Origin of the sequence: Sulfitobacter mediterraneus (assembly GCF_003054325.1) — a bacterium.
Taxonomy (GTDB): Bacteria; Pseudomonadota; Alphaproteobacteria; order Rhodobacterales; family Rhodobacteraceae; genus Sulfitobacter; species Sulfitobacter mediterraneus.
This window is the reverse complement of the sequence record NZ_QBKU01000011.1, coordinates 1-20047: the sequence shown is the minus strand read 5'-3', so window position 1 is coordinate 20047 and position 20047 is coordinate 1. Positions and strand designations below refer to the sequence as shown.

At 55.5% G+C, this 20047-nt stretch carries 19 protein-coding genes and 1 pseudogene; 17 read left to right on the top strand and 3 right to left on the bottom strand.

The genetic code is table 11. From position 1 onward, the window contains the following. The first annotated feature begins 148 nt into the window (after positions 1–148). Entirely contained in the window at positions 149–850 is a 702-nt protein-coding gene (locus tag C8N31_RS16240; RefSeq protein WP_025046810.1) for an SIMPL domain-containing protein, read from the top strand. A gap of 274 nt (positions 851–1124) precedes the next feature. Here C8N31_RS16240 and C8N31_RS16235 read toward each other — a convergent pair whose 3' ends face one another. Together C8N31_RS16235 and C8N31_RS16230 are read right to left on the bottom strand one after the other, a co-directional pair. Further along, positions 1125–2414: an O-acetylhomoserine aminocarboxypropyltransferase/cysteine synthase family protein gene (locus C8N31_RS16235; RefSeq protein WP_025046811.1), complete on the bottom strand. Its 1290-nt coding sequence runs from the start codon at positions 2412–2414 to the stop codon at positions 1125–1127. A 227-nt stretch (positions 2415–2641) separates the two neighbouring features. Next, positions 2642–3646, bottom strand: coding sequence for a hypothetical protein (locus C8N31_RS16230; protein WP_025046812.1), 1005 nt, complete (start codon positions 3644–3646; stop codon positions 2642–2644). Between the two features lie 95 nt (positions 3647–3741). Between C8N31_RS16230 and C8N31_RS20585 the strand changes: the two genes are divergently transcribed. The 7 genes from C8N31_RS20585 to terL all read left to right on the top strand — a co-directional run bounded on the left by C8N31_RS20585 (position 3742) and on the right by terL (position 10634). Beyond that, a complete protein-coding gene (locus C8N31_RS20585; RefSeq protein WP_025046813.1) occupies positions 3742–4380 on the top strand; it encodes a hypothetical protein in 639 nt (212 codons plus the stop codon). Between the two features lie 232 nt (positions 4381–4612). Continuing rightward, a complete protein-coding gene (locus tag C8N31_RS16220) occupies positions 4613–5929 on the top strand; it encodes a hypothetical protein (protein ID WP_037917613.1) in 1317 nt (438 codons plus the stop codon). Between the two features lie 125 nt (positions 5930–6054). Next, positions 6055–6582, top strand: a complete 528-nt coding sequence (locus C8N31_RS16215) for a hypothetical protein (protein ID WP_107992395.1) — start codon at positions 6055–6057, stop codon at positions 6580–6582. Positions 6583–6708: 126 nt separating this feature from the next. After that, positions 6709–7092, top strand: a complete 384-nt coding sequence (locus C8N31_RS20425; RefSeq protein WP_156026861.1) for a hypothetical protein — start codon at positions 6709–6711, stop codon at positions 7090–7092. A gap of 297 nt (positions 7093–7389) precedes the next feature. Beyond that, positions 7390–8769, top strand: a complete 1380-nt coding sequence (locus C8N31_RS16210) for a site-specific DNA-methyltransferase (RefSeq protein ID WP_231476679.1) — start codon at positions 7390–7392, stop codon at positions 8767–8769. A gap of 22 nt (positions 8770–8791) precedes the next feature. Continuing rightward, a complete protein-coding gene (locus C8N31_RS20230; protein ID WP_156026864.1) occupies positions 8792–9205 on the top strand; it encodes a DUF5681 domain-containing protein in 414 nt (137 codons plus the stop codon). Beyond that, the gene (gene terL, locus C8N31_RS16200; protein WP_025046818.1) at positions 9189–10634 is read left to right on the top strand and encodes a phage terminase large subunit; all 1446 of its coding nucleotides are present in this window, start codon (positions 9189–9191) and stop codon (positions 10632–10634) included. The genes C8N31_RS20230 and terL overlap by 17 nt, the downstream gene beginning before the upstream one ends. 413 nt (positions 10635–11047) lie before the next feature. Here terL and C8N31_RS16195 read toward each other — a convergent pair whose 3' ends face one another. Continuing rightward, on the bottom strand, positions 11048–11962 hold the full coding sequence (locus C8N31_RS16195; RefSeq protein ID WP_025046819.1) for a LysR family transcriptional regulator: 915 nt from the start codon (positions 11960–11962) through the stop codon (positions 11048–11050). Positions 11963–12089: 127 nt separating this feature from the next. On the opposite strand from C8N31_RS16195, the gene C8N31_RS16190 reads away from it, so the two are divergent. The 9 genes and pseudogenes from C8N31_RS16190 to C8N31_RS16150 all read left to right on the top strand — a co-directional run bounded on the left by C8N31_RS16190 (position 12090) and on the right by C8N31_RS16150 (position 19604). After that, a complete protein-coding gene (locus C8N31_RS16190) occupies positions 12090–13091 on the top strand; it encodes an alpha/beta fold hydrolase (RefSeq protein WP_025046820.1) in 1002 nt (333 codons plus the stop codon). Between the two features lie 70 nt (positions 13092–13161). After that, positions 13162–13857, top strand: a complete 696-nt coding sequence (locus tag C8N31_RS16185) for a pyridoxamine 5'-phosphate oxidase family protein (protein ID WP_231476680.1) — start codon at positions 13162–13164, stop codon at positions 13855–13857. Positions 13858–13867: 10 nt separating this feature from the next. Continuing rightward, positions 13868–14101: pseudogene (locus tag C8N31_RS16180) on the top strand (tyrosine-type recombinase/integrase); the annotation flags it as partial. Between the two features lie 39 nt (positions 14102–14140). After that, on the top strand, positions 14141–14365 hold the full coding sequence (locus tag C8N31_RS16175) for a hypothetical protein (RefSeq protein WP_025046823.1): 225 nt from the start codon (positions 14141–14143) through the stop codon (positions 14363–14365). A 510-nt stretch (positions 14366–14875) separates the two neighbouring features. Then, positions 14876–15367, top strand: a complete 492-nt coding sequence (locus tag C8N31_RS16170; protein WP_025046824.1) for an Lrp/AsnC family transcriptional regulator — start codon at positions 14876–14878, stop codon at positions 15365–15367. Positions 15368–15531: 164 nt separating this feature from the next. After that, positions 15532–16671 carry a glycine cleavage T C-terminal barrel domain-containing protein gene (locus C8N31_RS16165; RefSeq protein WP_025046825.1) on the top strand — a complete coding sequence of 380 codons (1140 nt, stop codon included), beginning with the start codon at positions 15532–15534 and terminating at the stop codon, positions 16669–16671. A 27-nt stretch (positions 16672–16698) separates the two neighbouring features. Then, positions 16699–17148 carry an OsmC family protein gene (locus C8N31_RS16160; RefSeq protein WP_025046826.1) on the top strand — a complete coding sequence of 150 codons (450 nt, stop codon included), beginning with the start codon at positions 16699–16701 and terminating at the stop codon, positions 17146–17148. 20 nt (positions 17149–17168) lie between these two features. Then, entirely contained in the window at positions 17169–17969 is an 801-nt protein-coding gene (locus tag C8N31_RS16155) for an enoyl-CoA hydratase (RefSeq protein ID WP_025046827.1), read from the top strand. A gap of 3 nt (positions 17970–17972) precedes the next feature. After that, complete coding sequence (locus C8N31_RS16150; protein WP_025046828.1) at positions 17973–19604, top strand: acyl-CoA synthetase; 1632 nt, start codon at positions 17973–17975, stop codon at positions 19602–19604. Positions 19605–20047: the final 443 nt, after the last annotated feature.

The window sequence follows — 20047 nt, the reverse complement described above, 5'->3', positions numbered from 1 at the left end:
ACGGACCCGGATCGAGACAGCTCCGGTGAGGTTCAAGAATAGCGCGGGTCTTTGCCTAAGGAAAGGGAAAGGCGGCGCAGAGGCTTGCCCCCATTGAAGGCGCGGGGGCATTGTATCCCCAATTATAGCGCATGAAAGGTTAAATGGTATGAGATGGATCAATTGGGCGGCTGTGATCTGGCTGTTGGCGGCGCCGGCGGCATGGGCGCAAGCGACAACCGAGGCCGGCATCATCGTCACAGGTGAGGGGCGCGTCGCCGTGGCACCCGATATGGCTGCCATTACTTTGGGGGTGCGCCACCGCGGCGATACGGCGCAAGAGGCCATGGCACTGGTGACGGATGATGTGGCCGGGATTCTGAACACTTTGACCAATGTTGGCATTGCAAACACCGATCAGCAGACCAGCGGGTTTTACCTGCGTCCGGTCTATAATTCGCGCGGCATCAACGATGGCACGCCGCCTGATCTGGTGGGCTATGAGGCGGGCAATACCGTGACGGTGCGGGTGCGGGACTTGGCGGTTCTTGGGTCAACCCTTGATGCGGTGATCGAGATCAGAGCGAATGAATTCAATGGTTTGCGATTCGATCTTCAAGATCCTAGCGCCGCGCAATCGCTGGCGCGGCGGCTTGCAGTCGGGGATGCGCGGGCCAAGGCCGAAGAACTGGCACAGGCGGCGGGTGTCGCGCTTGGCCCGTTGGTGCGGCTCAGCGAGGCGGGCAGCAATGCCGGACCGCGGATGATGGAAATGTCGGCGGGCCGGGCCAGCATGGACAGCGCCATCGCCAGCGGAGAGGTGGGCGTAGAGGCGCGGGTGACACTGGTGTTCGAAATCCGCCAGCCATAAACATTGCATGTTGGATGGTGGCGCGGCTGCCTGTGGTCCATGCTTAATGTCTGAAGTGCGAACGAAGCCGCTCTAAAGCAACCACCGCGCCCGCCCCGTCAAACCGTAGGTTTGCCTTCGCCAAAACGGGGCGGTTCGGGCGCTGCCAAACCGGCGATTTGGCAAATCGTGCTTCATCTCTGTGGGCATCTTGTGCTCGGAGCTGACAATCGTCCACATAAGAAGAAAGGCCCCGCCTTTGCAGACGGGGCCAAAACGCTCATGAGGCGGGCGGTCAGCCTGCCGCTTGGGCCAAAGCCTGATCGAGATCGGCAATCAGATCATCGGCGTTTTCCGTACCGATGGAGATCCGCACCACATTGGCCCCTGCGCCGGCCGCCTCTTGCTGTTCCGGGGACAGTTGGCGGTGGGTCGTGGAGGCCGAGTGGATGACCAGCGAACGGGTATCGCCGAGGTTGGCCACATGGCTGAAGATCTCAAGCGAATTCACCAGCTTGACGCAGGCGTCATAACCGCCCTTGACCGCGATGGTGAACAGGGCACCGGCGCCTTTGGGGCAGACCTTGGCGACGCGATCATAATAGGGCGAGGATTCCAGACCGGCGTAGGTCACAGCATCAATCCGGTCGTCGCTTTCGAGCCATTTGGCGACTTTCACCGCGTTCTCAACGTGCCGCTCCATCCGCAAGGACAGGGTTTCAGTGCCCATCAACGTGTAATGCGCCGCCTGCGGGTTCATCGTCATGCCCAGATCGCGCAGGCCGATGGCGATGCCGTGGAAGGTGAAGGCAAGATTGCCAAAGGTCTCGTGGAACTTGAGGCCGTGATAGGCCGGCTCCGGCTGGCTGAGCGAGGGGAATTTGTCATTGGCGGACCAGTCAAACTTGCCCGAATCCACAACGCAGCCGCCCGTGACGGTGCCGTTACCGGTGAGGTATTTGGTGGTGGAATGCACAACCAGCGTCGCGCCCAGATCAATCGGGCGGCACAGGAACGGCGTGGCCGAGGTGTTGTCGATGATCAACGGAATGCCCGCGGCATCGGCCACATCGGCCACGGCCCGCACATCCATGATGTAACCGCCGGGGTTTGCAATCGCCTCACCAAAGACCGCCCGGGTGTCATCGTCGATGGCGTCGCGCACGGCGTCTAGATCATCAAAATCGACAAACTTACAGGACCAGCCAAAGCGTTTGATCGTGTGGCTGAACTGGGTGACCGTGCCGCCATAAAGACGGGTGGAGGCGACGATGTTTTTGCCCGGACCCATCAGAGGGAACAACGCCATGATCTGTGCCGCGTGACCCGAAGAGCAGCAAACAGCGCCAACGCCGCCCTCTAGCGTGGCAATGCGTTCCTGCAACACCGCAACCGTCGGGTTGGTCAGGCGCGAATAGATATAGCCCACCTCTTGCAGGTTAAACAGCGCCGCCGCGTGATCTGCATCGCGGAACACATAGGCCGTGGTTTGGTAGATCGGGGTTTGCCGTGCACCGGTGGCCGGATCGGGCCGTGCGCCAGCGTGGATTTGCAGGGTGTCAAAGCCGTAGGTGGCATCTGTCATGGGTGTCTCTCCTCTGTTTGGGAATATGGTTACGGCAATGGTTATGGCCGCACAAGAGAAGGGCGGTTTTCAGGGAGCCTATGCGGCGTGGCGATGCGCGAAAGAACGTGCGTTCTGTTTGAGGACGCGTTCGCGAACATATGTTTTGGATGGTATTTGCGGCCAACCGCTGGGGGTTTCACACCTCCAGACCCCCGTGGAGTATTTTTTGCCAAAAAGGGGAGGGGTCAGCGCATCCAGAAGCCGTTGGATTTGATCTTGTTGCGGATCGCCTGTTCCTTGCGCGGCAGGTTGCCTTGGTCAAAGAGGGCGCGGACTTTCTGGCCGCGGCCCTGATAGATCATGCGTTTGATGGCGTCGTAGCCTTTGAGCACTTTTTTGATTTTGTTGGGGGCGGTCACCTGTTCGAGCACTTCGACCACGCGGTCGGTTTCGCGGGCGTAGAGCAATGGCAGAACCCGGTAGTGGCAGGACACCTCGCCGTCCAGAAGGCCCTCTGGCAGCGTATCGCGGCCGCCTCCGAGCGCGTGGATCACCAATGGCAGCGCGATCTGGTCGAGCCAGGGATCAAGGCTTTGGGCGCAAAGCTCTACGGGCGGGGTGTCGCGGATGGCGCGGGCATATTCGAGGAACAAAGCGCCAAACTCATGCGGGCAGCGGTAAAAGAAAAAGCCCGCGTTGAAGTAGAGGTAGCGTTTCCAGTACTCGTCGGGTTGGCTGAGATCGAGGCTGCTCTCGAAATCCAGCCCGAATTTGTCGTAGAGGGATTTCCACAGGCCTGCGTAACCCGGACCGTAAAGCTGTGGCTGGGGCCATGTGCCTTCGCGGCGCAAAGACGCGCTGGGGCGGTCAAAATCAAACGGCACTCGGGACAGATCCCCGGTGATCAGCGTGTCTGTGTCGAAAAACACAAATGGCTCCCCCTTGGGCAGGGATTGCAGCATTTCGATCTTGTTGCCGTAGGGGTAGTTCTCGCCAAAAACCGTGTTGTGGAAGGGGATGATCTCGGCGCCCAGTTCCTCAAGCGCCTCACGCACGGGGGTGTTCTGGATCGCGGGATTGCCTTCCCACAGGGGGCCCGCTTGCGGCTCCGCGATGAGCAGGCGGCCCGAAAAATCAGGGCTGCATTGGCGCAAAGAGGCCGCAAAAATCAGCGCCTCATAGGACAATCTGCCCTGTTGGCCGACAACAACCACGTTGAAGGTTTGCGGCTTGCCTGTTTTGCGTGCCATACTTGATCTGCCCTTTGGTCTTTTGTGGTCACTATAGGGGCAGATGTTGCATGGCAAAAGACGGCAATTGAGCCGCGGCCAGGGGGAGATAAAAAATGATTGATTTCTTTTTCGCGATGATGGCGGCTGGATTGAATTCGGCGGATGGACCCGGCGGCAGTGCGAACGCGCAAGCGCAAAGCCAGTTTACCGCGCCCAGCGTGGTGATTTCCGAGCAATCCGTTGTGGTTGGCGAGGGCGTCCAAATTGGTGGTGCAACGGCAACTGCCAGTGTGCCAGCGGTGCCCGCCGCGCCTCAGGTGCAGACCCCAGCCGCAGGCGCCGGGTTCAACATGGCCGTGGTGCCCGCCGGATTGGTGGCTGAGCCGCAGACCCCGTCGGGCAAATTTACCACGGCGGCCGAGGTCAAGCCGATCCTGAATGCAACCAAAGGCAACTGGGTGGCGGTGCGCGATTATGACGGCAATGACTTGCTGTATGTGACACATCTGTGGAGCTGGCGCTGCGGCTTGGCGGCGATGGCGATCTCAGTCAACAACGAGCCGATGCAGAACTGGCCGCTGCCGCCCTGTCACACCCAGTTTTCAACGCCCAACGCGATCTTGGAAGACGATGGGTTTCCCTATCTCAAGCTCAAACAAGGTGCCGTCCATTCGATCACGATCCAGGTGGTCTATGATGATCTGAGTATGGATGTCGCGAGCTTTCAACGCGGCGATGTTTTGATCCCCTGATGCACCAGAAACAGCGCTTTGATCCACGGTGGCACCCCGCCTGCTGTTAGGGGCAGCTCCGCCCTGGGCGGCGCGGAGTTGGACCTGAGGCGCATTTTCAACTAACACTACAGGACCGACCCATTGGCGCAGGCACCATTGGATCCCCCCTTTTGACGCATGGATTGTGCGGCAAGAGGCCAAGTCGCCTGCTGATATCTGCTGTTTTACAGACCAATGGAAGGACACCGCCATGCCCGCCACCGCCAATGAAAAGAAAGTTGCCAGTTCTGCCGATCACATCCTTACGGCCGCGCAACAAACCCGCAAGGAAATCGAATATAGCCTGCGGGATCTCACCCGACTGGAACAACGATATGCACTGGGCAAAAAGATGGAAGATTGGGCGCCAAAGCGGCTGGCTGAGTTGACGGAAGCGCGGGCCAGTGCGGTCAGGATGTACACCAGCTATCATCAATTGGTGCGGGCGGGGAACGAACAACTGACTTTGCAGCGCGAAGGGGTGACAATCCGCCAGGCGACCGGGACAGCCTATGCGCTGGTTGCCGCGGGCAAACTCGCGGAGTGTTTTATCGCCGGGGCCAAAGTGTTGCGAAAATTTGAGGCGCTGACCAAGGGGTCCAAGTTTTTTGCCGGGACCGAGGGGCTCAAAACCGCATTGGACATTGGCAAAGACGGGCAAGAAGCCGCCAGAGCGATGGCGGCCGGCAAGGGCAAAGAGGCCGGTGAAAAGGGCGGTCAGGCGCTTTTGAAACTCACGTCCGCCACACGGGATTTTGCAGATATTGTTGATACGGTTTTTGCGCTTGCAGGCCTGTCGGACAGCAAGCCGGACGGATCGATGAAATCGGCGGCCGATGTCATGGTCAAGATGATGAAGGCAACCAAGTCCCTGCTGCTCGCCTGCCGCGAGATCGAACAAAGCAGCATGTTCAGGGCAGGTGCCTCCAAGGCGGCGATGAAGGCCTCAGCGGATCAATTTGTCGGCGGCATGGAATCGCTTGGCATCATCGGCAATATCATCGAAGCGCTGGTGGCCATTGTGAATGCGATTGAGCAATTCCAAGAAGCCAACAAGCTGGCCGAGGTCTCCGCCAAGCAGGAGGCGTTTAACGTCAAAATTGGTGGAACTGCCCTGACCACCAAACAGATCATGATGCTGCGGGTTGCGGTGGGCGCAGAGACTGGCAAAACCGATCTGGGTGCCATTCGCAAATCGATCACCAGCCTGGCCTCGGCCAAGGCCGTCACGCAGGAGCTGAACGAAAGCCACGCCGAACTGGAGGCGAAATACACCCATGCCCAAACCCATGTGACCGGTTTCACCGCCGCCTATGCCCGTCGGCTGGAATGGCTGTCCAAGTATTACGCCACCGCGCAAGTCCAGCTGCCCCAGTTGATGACAAGCTATGAGGCGGCAGTGAAAGAACAGCGGGCCGGGGGGACCGGGTGGCGCGGGGCCATCGGATTTTTGCCGGAACGGATGAACACCGAACTGGGGGTGCTGGTTAACGCGATGGCACGGGCGCATATCCGTCTGTACTGTTGAAGCGGAAAGGGCTGTGGCGGGGCAGGCTCATCAAAATGCCAAGACCCTTGCTTGGCCAGCAAGACCGTTCCACCATATCCGTAAAGCCAATCCGCACGGAGATTGCCTGAAGTATTGGAGAGATCATGAGAATTAGGGTCAAGAATCCAGCTGCAAATCAAGATTTCACCGAATATGTGATGGGGATCGCAGAAGAGACGGTCAGGTTTCCCGGCATTGCCCAATGTTTTGGAATTGTAGGGTTATTTGGCGGCAGGATGCTGTGCGTGCATGTCAGCCCCGGCACCACCGAGGAAGAGATGGACACCATTTTTGCCAACCTGAACCTGATGGGCGGCGACAACGTTTTGGATTGGTACATCATCGGCCCGTTTGATGAACATTTCGCCGTTGGCAGCGCATTGTGGCGCTCCAAGAAGGACATCAAGAAAACCTTCCGGCAGCATTTCCCGAAAAAGGCGCGATTCCACATCATGGATGTCACAGCGGAAAGATCGGCCAAGGTTTTGTTTGAAGGCAACATGTGGCCCATCGGAGCAATTGACATTCGGGTTGTGCGCAATTCTTTCAGTTTGGCCTTTGCCTACAAAGAGGGGCGGCTGTCGGTCACAACATGGACGCCGCTTGATTTGACAAAGTTCAAACGGCTTTGACGGGTACAGCGAGCTGAGGTGAGGTGGGCGTTTGATTGGAGTGGGGCAGGATTGATCCGGGGGATCAATTGGCGTGTTCTTGGCGTTTGATTTGAGAGGGTGTGCGCTGTCACTTTGCTGCGCAAAATGACTTTGCGCACGCGTTCAATTTTTTCGTTGAAATATGGTTTGATGGTGGGCGACCCTGGAATCGAACGTGGGCAGTGCGTCTCCGCGAGGGAACCGCAGGTGGCCCCTGCCACGAAGAAACGCGCAGGATTGATCCGGGGGATCAATCGGGGTGTTCTTGGTGTTGGATTTGAGAGGGGGTGCGCTGTCACTTTGCGGCGCAAAATGACTTTGCGCACGCGTTCAATTTTTTCGTTGAAAAATTGTACGGTGGTGGTGGTCACAGTCTGCATCGAACCCGTCTCAGCCAATATTTCCCTGCTATCAGGGAATTTAACAGGGAAATCCGCCACAATCGCATCGAACTGGAGCGCAGATATCTCGCAAGTCTATGATACTTAGGGTATTTTTCTGAATTCCCTAATCATAAGAACAGGGAATAACAGTGGAATTTGCAGGGATGTTTCGCGTTTTTTCAGCGAACCCGGTTCGTTTGTGTCTGCACCCGCGACATTGAAAAGACCATTTCTCGAATGGATAACCATCTAACTAATTGAAAAAATGAGAAATAGCCAGCGCACCGGGTGCGGAGCGGTATTTAGTTGCATATGCAACGACTGATAACCCGACACCCTATTGCTCCACAACAATTTGTGCTCATAATCAGAGGCCAGCCCAAGATATAGAGGAGAGCTGGCAGTGAGACACACAAATCAAAAACAACTGAACGTTCGTCGACGGATTAGGAAACGCAAATCTGTATCCGCTTTGGTGGAAGGTCAAAATGTCGTTTTTCGGAACATCAACGACTTGCAACCATATGCAAAGAATGCGCGTCGCCACGACGCCAAACAAATCGGGCAACTAAAAAACTCGATATACGCGTTTGGGTTCATGAACCCAATTATCGTCGACAGCGATGACGTTGTGATAGCCGGCCACGGTCGCCGGCAAGCCGCAATCGAATTGGGTATGACGAATGTGCCTGTCATCGAGGTTACGCATCTCAGTGATGCGGAAGTCAAAGCCTATCGGTTGGCGGATAACAAATTGGCCGAAAATTCAAAGTGGGACGAAGGCCTTCTACAAATCGAACTGGCGGAGTTGATCGATCTGGAATTGGCAGGCGATCTGTCGTTCGACTTTAACACCATCGGTTTCGAGACGGCAGAGCTTGATATCATGCTGACTGATGCTGTCTCTGAAGACCTGGAGGAGTTTGTTGAAGGGCCCGCGGCAGAACCCATTTGCAAAGTTGGGGAAACATGGGTTCTTGGTAAACACCGAATTGCTTGTATGTCCGCGTTGGTAGCGTCCAGCTTTGTGCAATTACTCGATGGCGATGAACCTTCGTTGATCAACACTGACCCGCCGTACAACGTGCATGTTAATGGGCACGTGCGTAGCGGTGCTGCTGCAAAGCACCGCGAATTTGCGATGGCGTCAGGCGAGATGACGACATCGGAATTCACAGACTTCCTGAAAACGTCTTTGGGCCATGCGGTCGCTGCGGCAAGGGCAGGGGCGATCATGATGTCCTTCATTGACTGGCGTCATCTGAATGAATTGGATGCCGCTTGCAGGGCTCTGCATTTGGAACAAATCAACTTGTGTGTCTGGGTGAAGACAAACGGCGGCATGGGTAGCTTGTATCGATCTCAGCATGAGCTTTGCGCTATCTACAAGCTCCCGGGAGGGGCGCACATCAACAACGTGCAATTGGGAGCGATGGGCCGCAACAGAACCAATGTCTGGGAATATGCTGGTGTGAATTCCTTTGGCCATAACCGAAGTGCGGACCTCGCGGATCATCCAACGGTAAAGCCAGTGGCGATGATCGAAGACGCGATCAAGGACGTCACGAACCATGGTGACATTGTTCTCGATCCCTTTGGCGGCTCTGGCACAACACTGCTTGCGGCAGAACGGTGCAGGCGCCGCGCACGGCTCCTGGAAATCGATCCACTTTACGTCGATGTCACGATCCGCCGGTGGCAAGAGCTGACGGGTGAACAAGCCTACAACCTGGAAACCAATGAGACTTGGAATGATCGTGGGGCGCGGGCGAGCGATGAGTAAAGTGATGAGGGGGATCCGGCTGATGACTAAGAAATTCACAAATCCCGTCGGTTACTGCAAGCCGCCTGTCTCTGGCCAATTCAAACCTGGCCAATCAGGTAATCCAAAAGGACGACCAAAGGGACGTAAGTCGCCTGATCAGGTCATTGCAGATCTGTTCAGCAGAAAAGTAACCATCCTTGAAGGCGGCAAGAAAAAGAAGATCTCTCACATGGAAGCCCTGGGTCGCCGTGTTCTCAATGATGGATTGAAGGGGAATGCCAAGGCAACGGATCAGGCGCTCACTCTGCTCAAAATCATGTCCTCCCTGCAAAGCGACCCCGCTGAACAAGATGACGGAACAATGCCTGACGCCTCTGCAGATTTGCGAGCTGTCCAAGCGCTCCTGAAACATCATGACGTTTCAATGGACAACGAGGATGATGAAGATGACTAAGTTGAGCCCTGAAGACCTTGCGAATTATGCTCAAGCTGCGCGCAGAACCAACTTGCACGTTTTCTTAAGCGACGCTTTTGGCGTCCTGTTTCCTGATGAGGAATTGAGTGGCGATTGGTACATAGAGGCGCTTTGTTACGCCCTTCAAACCGCTGCACAACAAGATGGCGGCAGGCTGATGGTGACGATGCCGCCGCGGTACCTCAAGTCGGTTGCCGCTTCGGTTGTGCTACCCGCCTGGATATTGGGGAAGGAGCCGGCAACAAAAGTCATTGTCGCGAGCTATGCTGAGGCTTTGGCCAAAGAGCAGTCCAGGTTGTTTCGAAAGCTTGTCGCCAGCAGATACTACCGGTCGGTTTTTCCTGGCGCTGGACTGAAGCCCAAAGTCAACAATGCAACCGAATTTGTAACGCTTCAGGGCGGCGGTCGTCGTGCTGTCACCGTTGGCGGGTCGGTTACAGGTATCGGCGCCGATCTGATCATCGTCGATGACCTTATGAAAGCGAGCGACGCGAATTCGGATGCAATGCGAGAAGACGCACGCCGGTTCTTTGACGAAACGCTGTATACACGGATCAACAAGAAAGCATCGGGTAGCATCGTCGTGGTTCAGCAGCGTCTACATCAGGACGATCTTATCGCGCACCTTCAGGACAAGGGAACTTTTGAGCACCTAAACTTACCCGCAATTGCCCAAATTTCAGAACAGATCCCCCTCTATTGCGGGTTTGTGCACGAGCGCGAGCAAGGTGATCTGCTTTCCCATAGCCGTGAAAACGAAGACACGTTGGCCCAAATCCGGAGGGACCTTGGCGAAGCACCCTTCTGCACACAGTATCTACAGGATCCTGAAGCTGCGGGCAGCTCAATGTTGGACTTTTCGAAGGTAACGCTGTTGGATGACGAGGTCGCTGACATTCGGCCGCTCGAAACGTACCAAGTCTGGGACACCGCGATTAAGGCAGAAACGACCAACGATTACTCGGTCGGCATCACCTTTGGCTGGGATGACGAGAGGTGGGTCATCCTCGACGTCATTCGTAGGCGGATGAAGTTCGACGCGCTGAAAGCTGCCGGCATTGCGTTTCATGACAAATGGAAGCCGGATTTAGTTCTTGTCGAAGACAGCGCAAATGGATCGGCGATGGTCACGGACCTCAAGAAGATCGAACGCATCTATATCAAGACATTGGGTGTAAAGGGATCGAAGGAAGAACGGTTTTCGTTCGCTGTAGATTACCTTGAAAATGGCAAGCTGGCCTTGCTGCGCAAAGCGCCGTATTTTGATGATCTGAGGCGCGAACTTCTGGCCTTCCCCACAAGTCGGCATGACGACCAAGTCGATGCGATCAGTTTATTTGTACGGAGGTTGCGATTGCCGAGGCCACTGCCGGGCAAGTCAGGGGGTTCTAGGCGAAAGATGAGATAGTTGACCGACTGTCGTGAACGCATCGGCAGAGCGACATGGGTTTGCAGCGTGAACGTGTGGCGCAAGACTGATGAGCGCGTATGTTAGCTTTCCTTCTAGCCGCAGTGTAGATTTGGAAGGCAATCAAAGCCGTCGTTCGATCAATCCGCCGCCAAGGGTCACATGGAGCCCATAGCGGAAGCGTCGAACCCTCGCTGCATGCGCGCGCAGCAGAAAAATGCTGCGACTGCTAATATTTCGGTGTCGCAACGTGGCGTAAAAACCGGCCGTTCATACAATTTGCAGCGAAGGAACGACGGCCAAGGATCAAGGAGCGGACATAGCTGCCGTCTGGAACTTGGATTGCAACGGCTGCTTTATGGGATTTGATGCTGCTTCGACTGTCTTGATCAGATGAGTCGCCTGAGGTTCCACTAGCTCAACACAAGTTCTGACTGCCGAATAGCATCGGTTAACCGGTCCGTAGCGAAATCCACAAACGCCCGCACCTTTGGGGCGACGATTTTGCTTTGCGGATACACAAGATGGATGGGCTCCGCAGGCGGCAGGTAATCGACCAGCACAGGCGCAAGGTGGCCGGAACGGATTTCGTCGGCGATCATGTATGACAAGGCCATTGTTATCCCCTCACCAGCGGTCGCGGCCGTCAGTGCCGTCGTTGCATCATTCACTTCAAACCGGGGATGCAATTGGACGTGACCCCGTGATTTGCCATGCTTGTAGTGCCAGTCATGGCTGGGCATGATCCCAGTAAACCCGATTATGGAATGCAGCTTTAGTTCTGATGGATCCATTGGAGTGCCCCGGCGTTCCAGATATTCTGGGCTGGCGACGAATAAACGGCGCACCACCCCCAATCGCTTCGCCATGAGGCTGGAGTCCGGCAGTTCACCAATTCTAATCGCGACATCGATTCCTTCTTCGACAATGTTCGTCACACGGTCGACCGCAATCAGTGACACCGAAATCCGTGGATGCGAGGCCAGGAACGACCGAATGACAGGCGCGGCGATCATCCGACTGAAGGCCAGCGACGCCGAAACCGTCAAATGGCCTTGTGCCACCCCTTCTTCGCCGACCGCCAGCTTTTCGGCTGTCTCGATTTCGGCAAGTAGCTGGCGGGTTGCGATCAAAAAGCGCGCTCCGGCATCAGTAAGGGTTAGCTGGCGGGTGGAGCGCGTCATCAACTGAACGCCCAACCTGTCTTCTAAAGCGTTCATGGCCCGCGTGACTGCCGGTGGCGACATGCGAAGCCTGTTGGAGGCCTGCACAAAACTGCCGGTGTCATTGATGGCAGCAAATACTTCCATTTGATGGATGCGGTCCATTTATTCCACTTTTCGCAATAATGAATTCACACTTATCATTATTCTTCCAACTTCGGAAGGTCCCTATCTGTTGCTACACGCCGCGGCAATGCTCCCTGAAACGCGGCCTATTTCGAAGGATGCAGAAATGAAAATGAACTCGATCAAGCCGACCCTTTTGTCCGGCCTCATCGCATTGGCGCTGTCAGTCCCGTACGCAACGACAGCCTTCGCAGAAGAAATTGCAACGTCACCGGCCGCTCTCAGTGGTATTGGCCAAGACGCGGTTCGCTACAACACTGTGAACATTGACGGGCAGGAAATTTTCTACCGAGAAGCCGGGAACGTAAATGCTCCTACCTTGCTGTTGTTGCACGGTTTCCCCACGTCGTCACAACAGTATCGCGACCTCATTCCCGAACTGGCGACTGACTATCATGTGATTGCGCCGGACTATCCCGGTTTTGGACGCAGTTCGATGCCGGACCCCAGCGAATTTGAATACAGCTTCGCCAGCTATGCGGCTTTGATGGACGGGTTTACCGACACTTTGGGCCTCACGTCCTACAGCCTTTACGTGATGGATTATGGCGCGCCCGTTGGATACCGGTTGGCCTTGAAAGAGCCGGAGGCAATCGAGGCGCTGATCATTCAGAACGGCAATGCCTATGAAGAAGGCCTGCTGAAGTTCTGGGATGTGTTCCGCACCTACTGGAGCGATGCGACCGACGAAAATCGCGAACCATTGAGAGGTTTCCTGAACGTCGGCGCAACCGAATGGCAGTACACCCACGGGGTGCCTGAAACCCATCTGAACCGCGTCAGCCCGGATGCGTGGACGCTGGACCAAGCGTATCTTGATCGACCCGGAAACCAGGAAATCCAACTGGACCTGTTTTATGATTACCGGACAAACGTCGATCTCTATCCAGCTTTCCAGGAATTCTTCCGCGCATATCAACCACCCACATTGATCGTTTGGGGCGAAAATGATTACATCTTCCCAGCCGAGGGGGCGACACCATATCTACGCGATCTACCGAATGCGGAACTGCACCTGATCGACGCCGGCCACTTCATCCTTGAAACCCACGGGCCTGAAGTATCGGCAATCATCCGGGCATTCTTGTCTAATAACCTGATCAACTAGGCCACTGCGGTGCAGGGCCCGCCCTGCACCGTCTTACCGGCTCCAACGATCTGCGTATCACTGAAAGTGAGTGCGCTATCTTGTTGCTGTTTTCTGGCCCGGGTTCGCTGATCTCGGCCTGCAATTCCTTCTACTCGGAAAGGTCCGCCAAATGGGACACAAATTCGCTGAACTCGCTTTCACGGACGCCGTGAAAAACATCCAGTCCGAACAGGGGTCGCGCAACGCATATGCGCGAATGGAGGTTGGTGCAGATTACAACGACTCTCTGGGTCCAAACGAAGCCCAATTCATTGCCGCGCGCGACAGCTTTTACATGGCAACCGTCAGCGATACGGGCTGGCCCTATGTTCAACATCGCGGTGGTCCGGTTGGGTTTGTACGAGTTCTGGACGGCAAAACACTCGGTTTTGCCGACTTTCGCGGCAATCGACAATACGTAAGTATGGGAAATCTAAGTCAGAACGACCGCGTGTCGCTGTTCTTTATGGATTACTCGAACAAAACACGTCTCAAGCTGCTGGGCAGGATTCACACAATTGATCCATCTGATCAGGACACCTTGCAAAAGCTGTCACTGGACGACCGTCACCGTGCGCGTACAGAACGGGGGCTGCGAATATCTGTCGAGGCGTTCGACTGGAACTGCCCGCAATACATCACGCCCCGGTTCACGCGCGCTGAAGCGGATCTGGAGCTGTCATCGGTGCAAGCCAAAATATTGGAGCTCGAAGCAAAATTGAGGGCCAAAAATGCACAAAACTGAGTTTTCCGGCCAACGCCAGTATGCGCGGATCGTTAGGGAATGGGTTTCGTCTATTGGGTGGGAAGGCACCGCCTACGGCACCCATTCTATGCAGCGGACAAAGGTCACGCAGATTTACAAGAAAACTGGCAACCTCCGTGCCGTCCAAGTCCTATTGGGGCACACCAAGATGGACAGTACGGTCAGATATCTTGGTGTTGAATTGGAAGATGCCCTGGCAATTGCCGAAGCTATCGACATCTAATCTTTAAGGGCCGTCTTCACGGACGGCCTTGACCGGATTATGGCCAGTAAACTCTTTACTGCAGCGCAGCTTCACCAGACAGGTCGTTGGTGCATCTCGCAGTATTTCAATATGCTGAAGGAGCAGTGTGCGGACTTTGCGGTCGTTGTGCTCACGCAGAAAAAAGTCATGGCAGACCCGAGCAACCGCAGCACTGAAATTTTGGCGGCGCAGCGATTTTCACCAAACCAGCCATTCAAGCGGATAGAATATGGGGGTACCTAAACCGCCCTTTCGCTGCGCGTGGGCTCAACTTGCAGGTCGCGGACGAAGCGCCATTTCGCTGCATATGCATGATAAGTTGCTTTGATGCGCATTGCGGACTTTCACACAAGAATTTGCGCATCTAGTGGCCGCAGCCTTGATAGTTAACAAAGTGTTCATTGAAAAAACAGTTGGACCGCACACGGTCCAAGCGAATGTGATGAAACCAATACCTGGCCACGACCCTAAATCTTAGCAGTTGAGAATTGCGCCCATACTCAACTCAGGCTCCAGAGCTGCATGCCGGCGTTTGGAATGTATAGCTTTTGTGAAAACAGGAGCGTAGCGAAAAATTGATGTCCTACTAAAATAGCCGCTAATTGGCTGGCGGCTTGGCTGCCAGACGTAGATTTGCTAGTTTTGGTCGCAGAAACGGCGTCCTGATGGAAAACTTTCAGGTAGGTAGATACTAATCTGGCTTGAGGTCATGCGAGCTTTTGCCGTGCATTGTACCATGAAAGAGTTGACTGAATGAAAAGACTTGCCCTTGATGCAGCAGACATCCGGATTTTAAGTGCGCTGCAACAGCATGGGCAATTGAGCAAAGCCAAGCTTGCCGAGATCAGCGGTCTTTCTGCGACACCGTGCTGGGCGCGGCTGGGTAGATTGAAAACGGGCGGATATATTCGGGGCTATCACGCCGATATTGAGCTGGGTCGACTGGCTGATTTCGCCCAAGTGATTGTTACAGTCTCCTTGAGCCGTCATAGAAAAGCGGATTTTGAACGCTTTGAGACCTTCATCAACAGTCGCGACGAGATCATCGATTGTATCGCCACCGGTGGCGGGGTCGATTACATCATGAAGGTCATCAGCCCGAGCCTTGCTGCGTTTCAAGACTTGATGGAAGATTTTCATGCCGAAGATCTTGGGATTGACCGCTACATGACTCACTTTGCCACTCGACAGGTGAAATCGGGCTTGCCGAACGTCACAAAATTGGCCGCCGCAAACCCGAAATAGTCAAATCGGCCCAAACGGTCCTGTTAAGGCCAGAAAAACGGCCCGCATGGTCCGAGAATTCGGAATCTTCAGACCGCATTCGCGGCCCATCCTGGACTACATCTCGCAAAGATTTTGACAGTCTTTGATCATGGAGATCACGGACAAAACGGGAGGACCTTCCAATGCAAGCAGATGATTTCGGTTTCGGCACACAGATCCGCAAGTCGCCCTATTTTGACGCAACAGTGCGTTGGGGTGCCCAAGGATTTTCAGTCTACAACCATATGTATATCCCGCGTGATTTCGGTGATCCCGAGCAAAACTTCTGGAACCTCGTGAATGAGGCGATCCTGTGTGATGTGGCTGTTGAGCGTCAGGTTGAGATCACCGGCCCGGACGCTGCCAAGTTCACCCAGATGCTGACGTGCCGTGACCTGTCCAAGATGGCCGTGGGCCAGTGCAAGTACATCCTGATCACCAACGCCGATGGCGGCCTTCTAAATGATCCCATCCTGTTGCGACTTGCAGAGAACCATTTCTGGATTTCGCTGGCAGACAGCGACATCCTGCTTTGGGCGCAAGGAGTTGCGATCAATTCTGGCCTTGATGTCACGATTGGCGAGCCTGATGTGTCTCCCTTGCAGTTGCAGGGACCAAAGTCTGGCGAGATCATGCGTGTGCTCTTTGGCGACGATATCATGGAGCTGCGCTATTACTGGCTGCGCGAGGTCGAGTTGAACGGCATCCCGCTGATTGTGTCCCGGACCGGTTGGTCGAGCGAGCTGGGGTATGAAATCTACCTGCGTGACGGCTCCAAGGGCGATCTGCTGTGGGAAACCATCATGGCCGCGGGTCTGGAATTCGGCCTCAAGCCAGGGCACACTTCCTCCATTCGCCGCATTGAAGGCGGGATGCTGTCCTATCATGCTGACGCTGATATGAGCACCAACCCCTATGAGCTCGGCTTTGACCGGCTGGTCAACCTCGACATGGAGGCTGATTTCATAGGCAAGGCTGCGCTGCGTCGCATCAAGGAAGAAGGCGTGAGCCGCAAGCAAATCGGCCTGATCATCGATAGTGACCCGCTCACCGCCCCGAACACGACGTTCTGGGAAATCAATTTGGACGGTGCACCAATCGGTAAGGTCACATCCGCGGTTTATTCCCCACGTTTGGAACAGAACATCGCTCTGGCTTTGGTGTTGGCAGAGCACGCCAACATCGGCGCGCAGGTCGAGGTCGTCACAAAGTCTGGCCCCTTCCGCGCGACCATTTGTGAGCGCCCGTTCTATGATCCGAAAAAGCAAATCGCGGCGGCTTGACGCCCTCCCAAACGAAAGAAGACCGATATGTCAGACCTCGCTATCGAGCTGCACTGGCAGCGCGCCACTCCCGTATTGCAAACTGGGGCTTATTCAAACGAGCACACCGTGCAATACAATAACCACTACGACCTGCTTGTGGATTCCGCCCCTGATTGGGGCGGAAATCCGGACAACACGAACCCGGAGCAAGCACTCGCCTCGGCTCTGTCCAGTTGCCACATGATGACCTTTCTGGCGCTGGCGGCAAAAGCAGGCTGGCCCGTGGCCAGCTATCACGATTACGCCGAAGCCCATTTGGGCAAAAACCCCAAAGGCCAGATGTCTGTGACGCGAATTGACCTGCATCCGGTCGTGCGTTTCGACACCGGCTTTTCAATCAGCGCCGAGAAGCTGGCAGAGATGCAGGAGCGCGCCCACCGCTACTGCTTCATCGCGAACACCTTGGCCGACAGTGTCGAAATCAACATTCTTTAGCACACAAGAGGAGTAGCCCCGTGACCACATCTGACATCCTATTCGCCAATCTGGACGAAAACGGCATACTGCGCCTGACCTTGAACGATGTGGCGCGCCGCAATGCCTTGTCCGAAACGATGCTGGCGGAATTGGGTGCTGCGTTTGGAGATGCAGGGGCCGATTCAAAAGTGAGGGTCATTGTTTTGGCAGCCAATGGCCCAGCGTTCTGCGCGGGTCACGACCTCAAGGAGATGACAGCTGGGCGCGCGCGCGAGGATGGTGGAAAAGCCTATTTTGCACATGTCATGGCGATGTGCGCAGGCGTGATGCAAGGTATCGTGAATTGCCCCAAACCAGTTATCGCTGAAGTTACCGGCGTGGCCACGGCCGCGGGCTGCCAGCTGGTTGCTAGCTGTGATCTGGCAATCGCAGCGGACACGGCGCAGTTCAGCACACCAGGTGTTCATATCGGGCTGTTTTGCTCCACCCCCATGGTGGCACTGTCGCGAAATGTCGCCGACAAACACGCGATGGAGATGCTGCTGACAGGCGATATGACTTCTGCTGCGCGAGCCGCAGAGATAGGTCTTGTGAACCGCCTTGTCGCCCCCGAAACACTGCAAGAGGCCACGATGGAAATGGCGCGCAAGATTGCGTCGAAATCCAGCATGACGCTCGCAACAGGCAAACGTGCTTACTACGCACAGCGCGAAATGACACTGCCTGACGCCTACGACTATGCCTCAGGTGTGATGGTCGATAACATGCTGGCGCACGACGCCGAAGAAGGCATCGGTGCTTTCATCGAAAAGCGCGCGCCCCAATGGCAGGACGCCTGAGCAATGACTACGAACCCCTACAACACCGATCTTGACCGCAATCCGGCAAACCACCAGCCGCTGACGCCGCTGACATTCCTGGAACGGGCGGCTTCTGTCTTTCCTGCTCATACAGCGATCGTGCACGGCGCGCTCAGGCGCACTTACGCGGATTTTTACGCTCGATCACGCCAGTTGGCTTCCGCTTTGGCGCAGCAAGGCATCTGGCGCGGTGATACGGTATCAGCCTTGCTGGCCAATACGCCCGCGATGTTGGAATGCCACTACGGGGTGCCCATGTGCGGCGGTGTTTTGCACTCTATAAACACCCGCCTTGATGCATCGGTGATCGCGTTTCAGCTGGACCATGCGGTATCCAAAATCGTTATCGTCGACCGCGAATTCATGCCCTTGATGCAAGACGCGCTTGCGCTGGCAACAGTGAAACCGCTTGTGATCCAATACAACGATGCCGAATTCACGGCGCCTGCAACTGCGACTGATGCGCAGGATTATGAGGCCTTCTTGTCGACGGGTGATCCTGACTTCGACTGGCTAATGCCGCTGGACGAATGGGACGCGATTTCCATCAATTACACCTCCGGCACAACCGGCGATCCAAAGGGGGTGGTGTCGCACCACCGCGGTGCCTATTTGTTGGCGCAGGGCAATGCACTGACGACATCAATGGCGAAACATGCGGTCTATTTGTGGACGCTGCCCATGTTTCACTGCAACGGATGGTGTTTCCCGTGGACTCTCTCGGCGATTATCGGGACCCACGTCTGTCTGCGTCAGGTGCGGGCAGAACCGATCTGGAGCGCCTTGGCAGATGAAGGTGTCACCCACCTCTGTGGCGCGCCCATTGTCATGTCTCTGATGATCTCGGCGCCCGAGGAAGAGAAGCGCAAGCTTGACCAAACCGTGCAATTCTTCACGGCCGCCGCCCCGCCACCCGAAAAACTGCTGGCCGATATGAAATCCGCAGGCTTTGATGTGACGCATTTGTATGGGCTGACAGAGACCTATGGTCCTGCCGTGGTGAATGACTGGCATCAGGACTGGTCTAAACTTCCGCCCGCCGAACAGGCTACGCTGAAATCACGTCAAGGCGTGCGCTATCTGCCGCTTGAAGGCCTTGATGTGATGGACCCCGAAACCATGCTGCCGGTTCCACGCGACGGTAAAACCATGGGCGAAGTCATGTTTCGCGGCAACGTCGTCATGAAGGGCTATTTCCGAAATCCGAAAGCAACGCGAGAAACCTTTGCTGGCGGCTGGTTCCATTCCGGCGATCTGGGCGTGCGTCATCCAGACGGCTATATTCAGCTCAAGGACCGTTCCAAAGACATCATCATTTCGGGTGGCGAAAATATCTCATCCATCGAGGTGGAAGAAGCCCTCTACCGTCACCCCGCAGTCGAGATTGCCGCCGTGGTTGCCATGCCCCATGAGAAATGGGGCGAAACGCCATGTGCCTTTGTGGAATTGGCTCGAGGTGAAGCAGTGGATACCGACACCTTGCGCGCATGGTGCAAAGAGCAGCTCGCGCCTTACAAGGTGCCCGGGCAGTTTGTCTTCATGCCGATCCCGCGCACGTCTACCGGCAAGATCCAGAAATTTATCTTGCGCGACCAAGCCAGAGATATCGCATAGAACGCAACTGCAGATCAAATGTCTCCGGCTCAATAAGCCGGAGCTTTTCTGAGCCTGTCAGGATGGCAAGCTCTCGAATTCTGCACTTACAAGCTAGGAGTACCCCAAAACCACCCCCTCACCACCACGCAGGTTTTGTTTGGGGCTGGCCCATCGCACACTGAATAGCTGCTAATTTCACTTATCAGACATTCGAGCAGATTGCAGCAACTGTCGGAGTTGGGCTCAATTAGGCCGTTCTCTGCCGTGTTTACCAACGACCGCTACTGCAGGTTCGACAGCAAGTTAACATCAGACAGACTCTCGGAAATTTGGGTGCAAATTCGGGTAAATAGCTAGAAAGTATACTGAACCGCCCCGGTTTTACCGGAGACTGTTAAGCTCGTATTTCAAGCTGCAATGTCGTCAGTTTTCAAGCCTTGATAGTATGCGTCCTCGGCTTC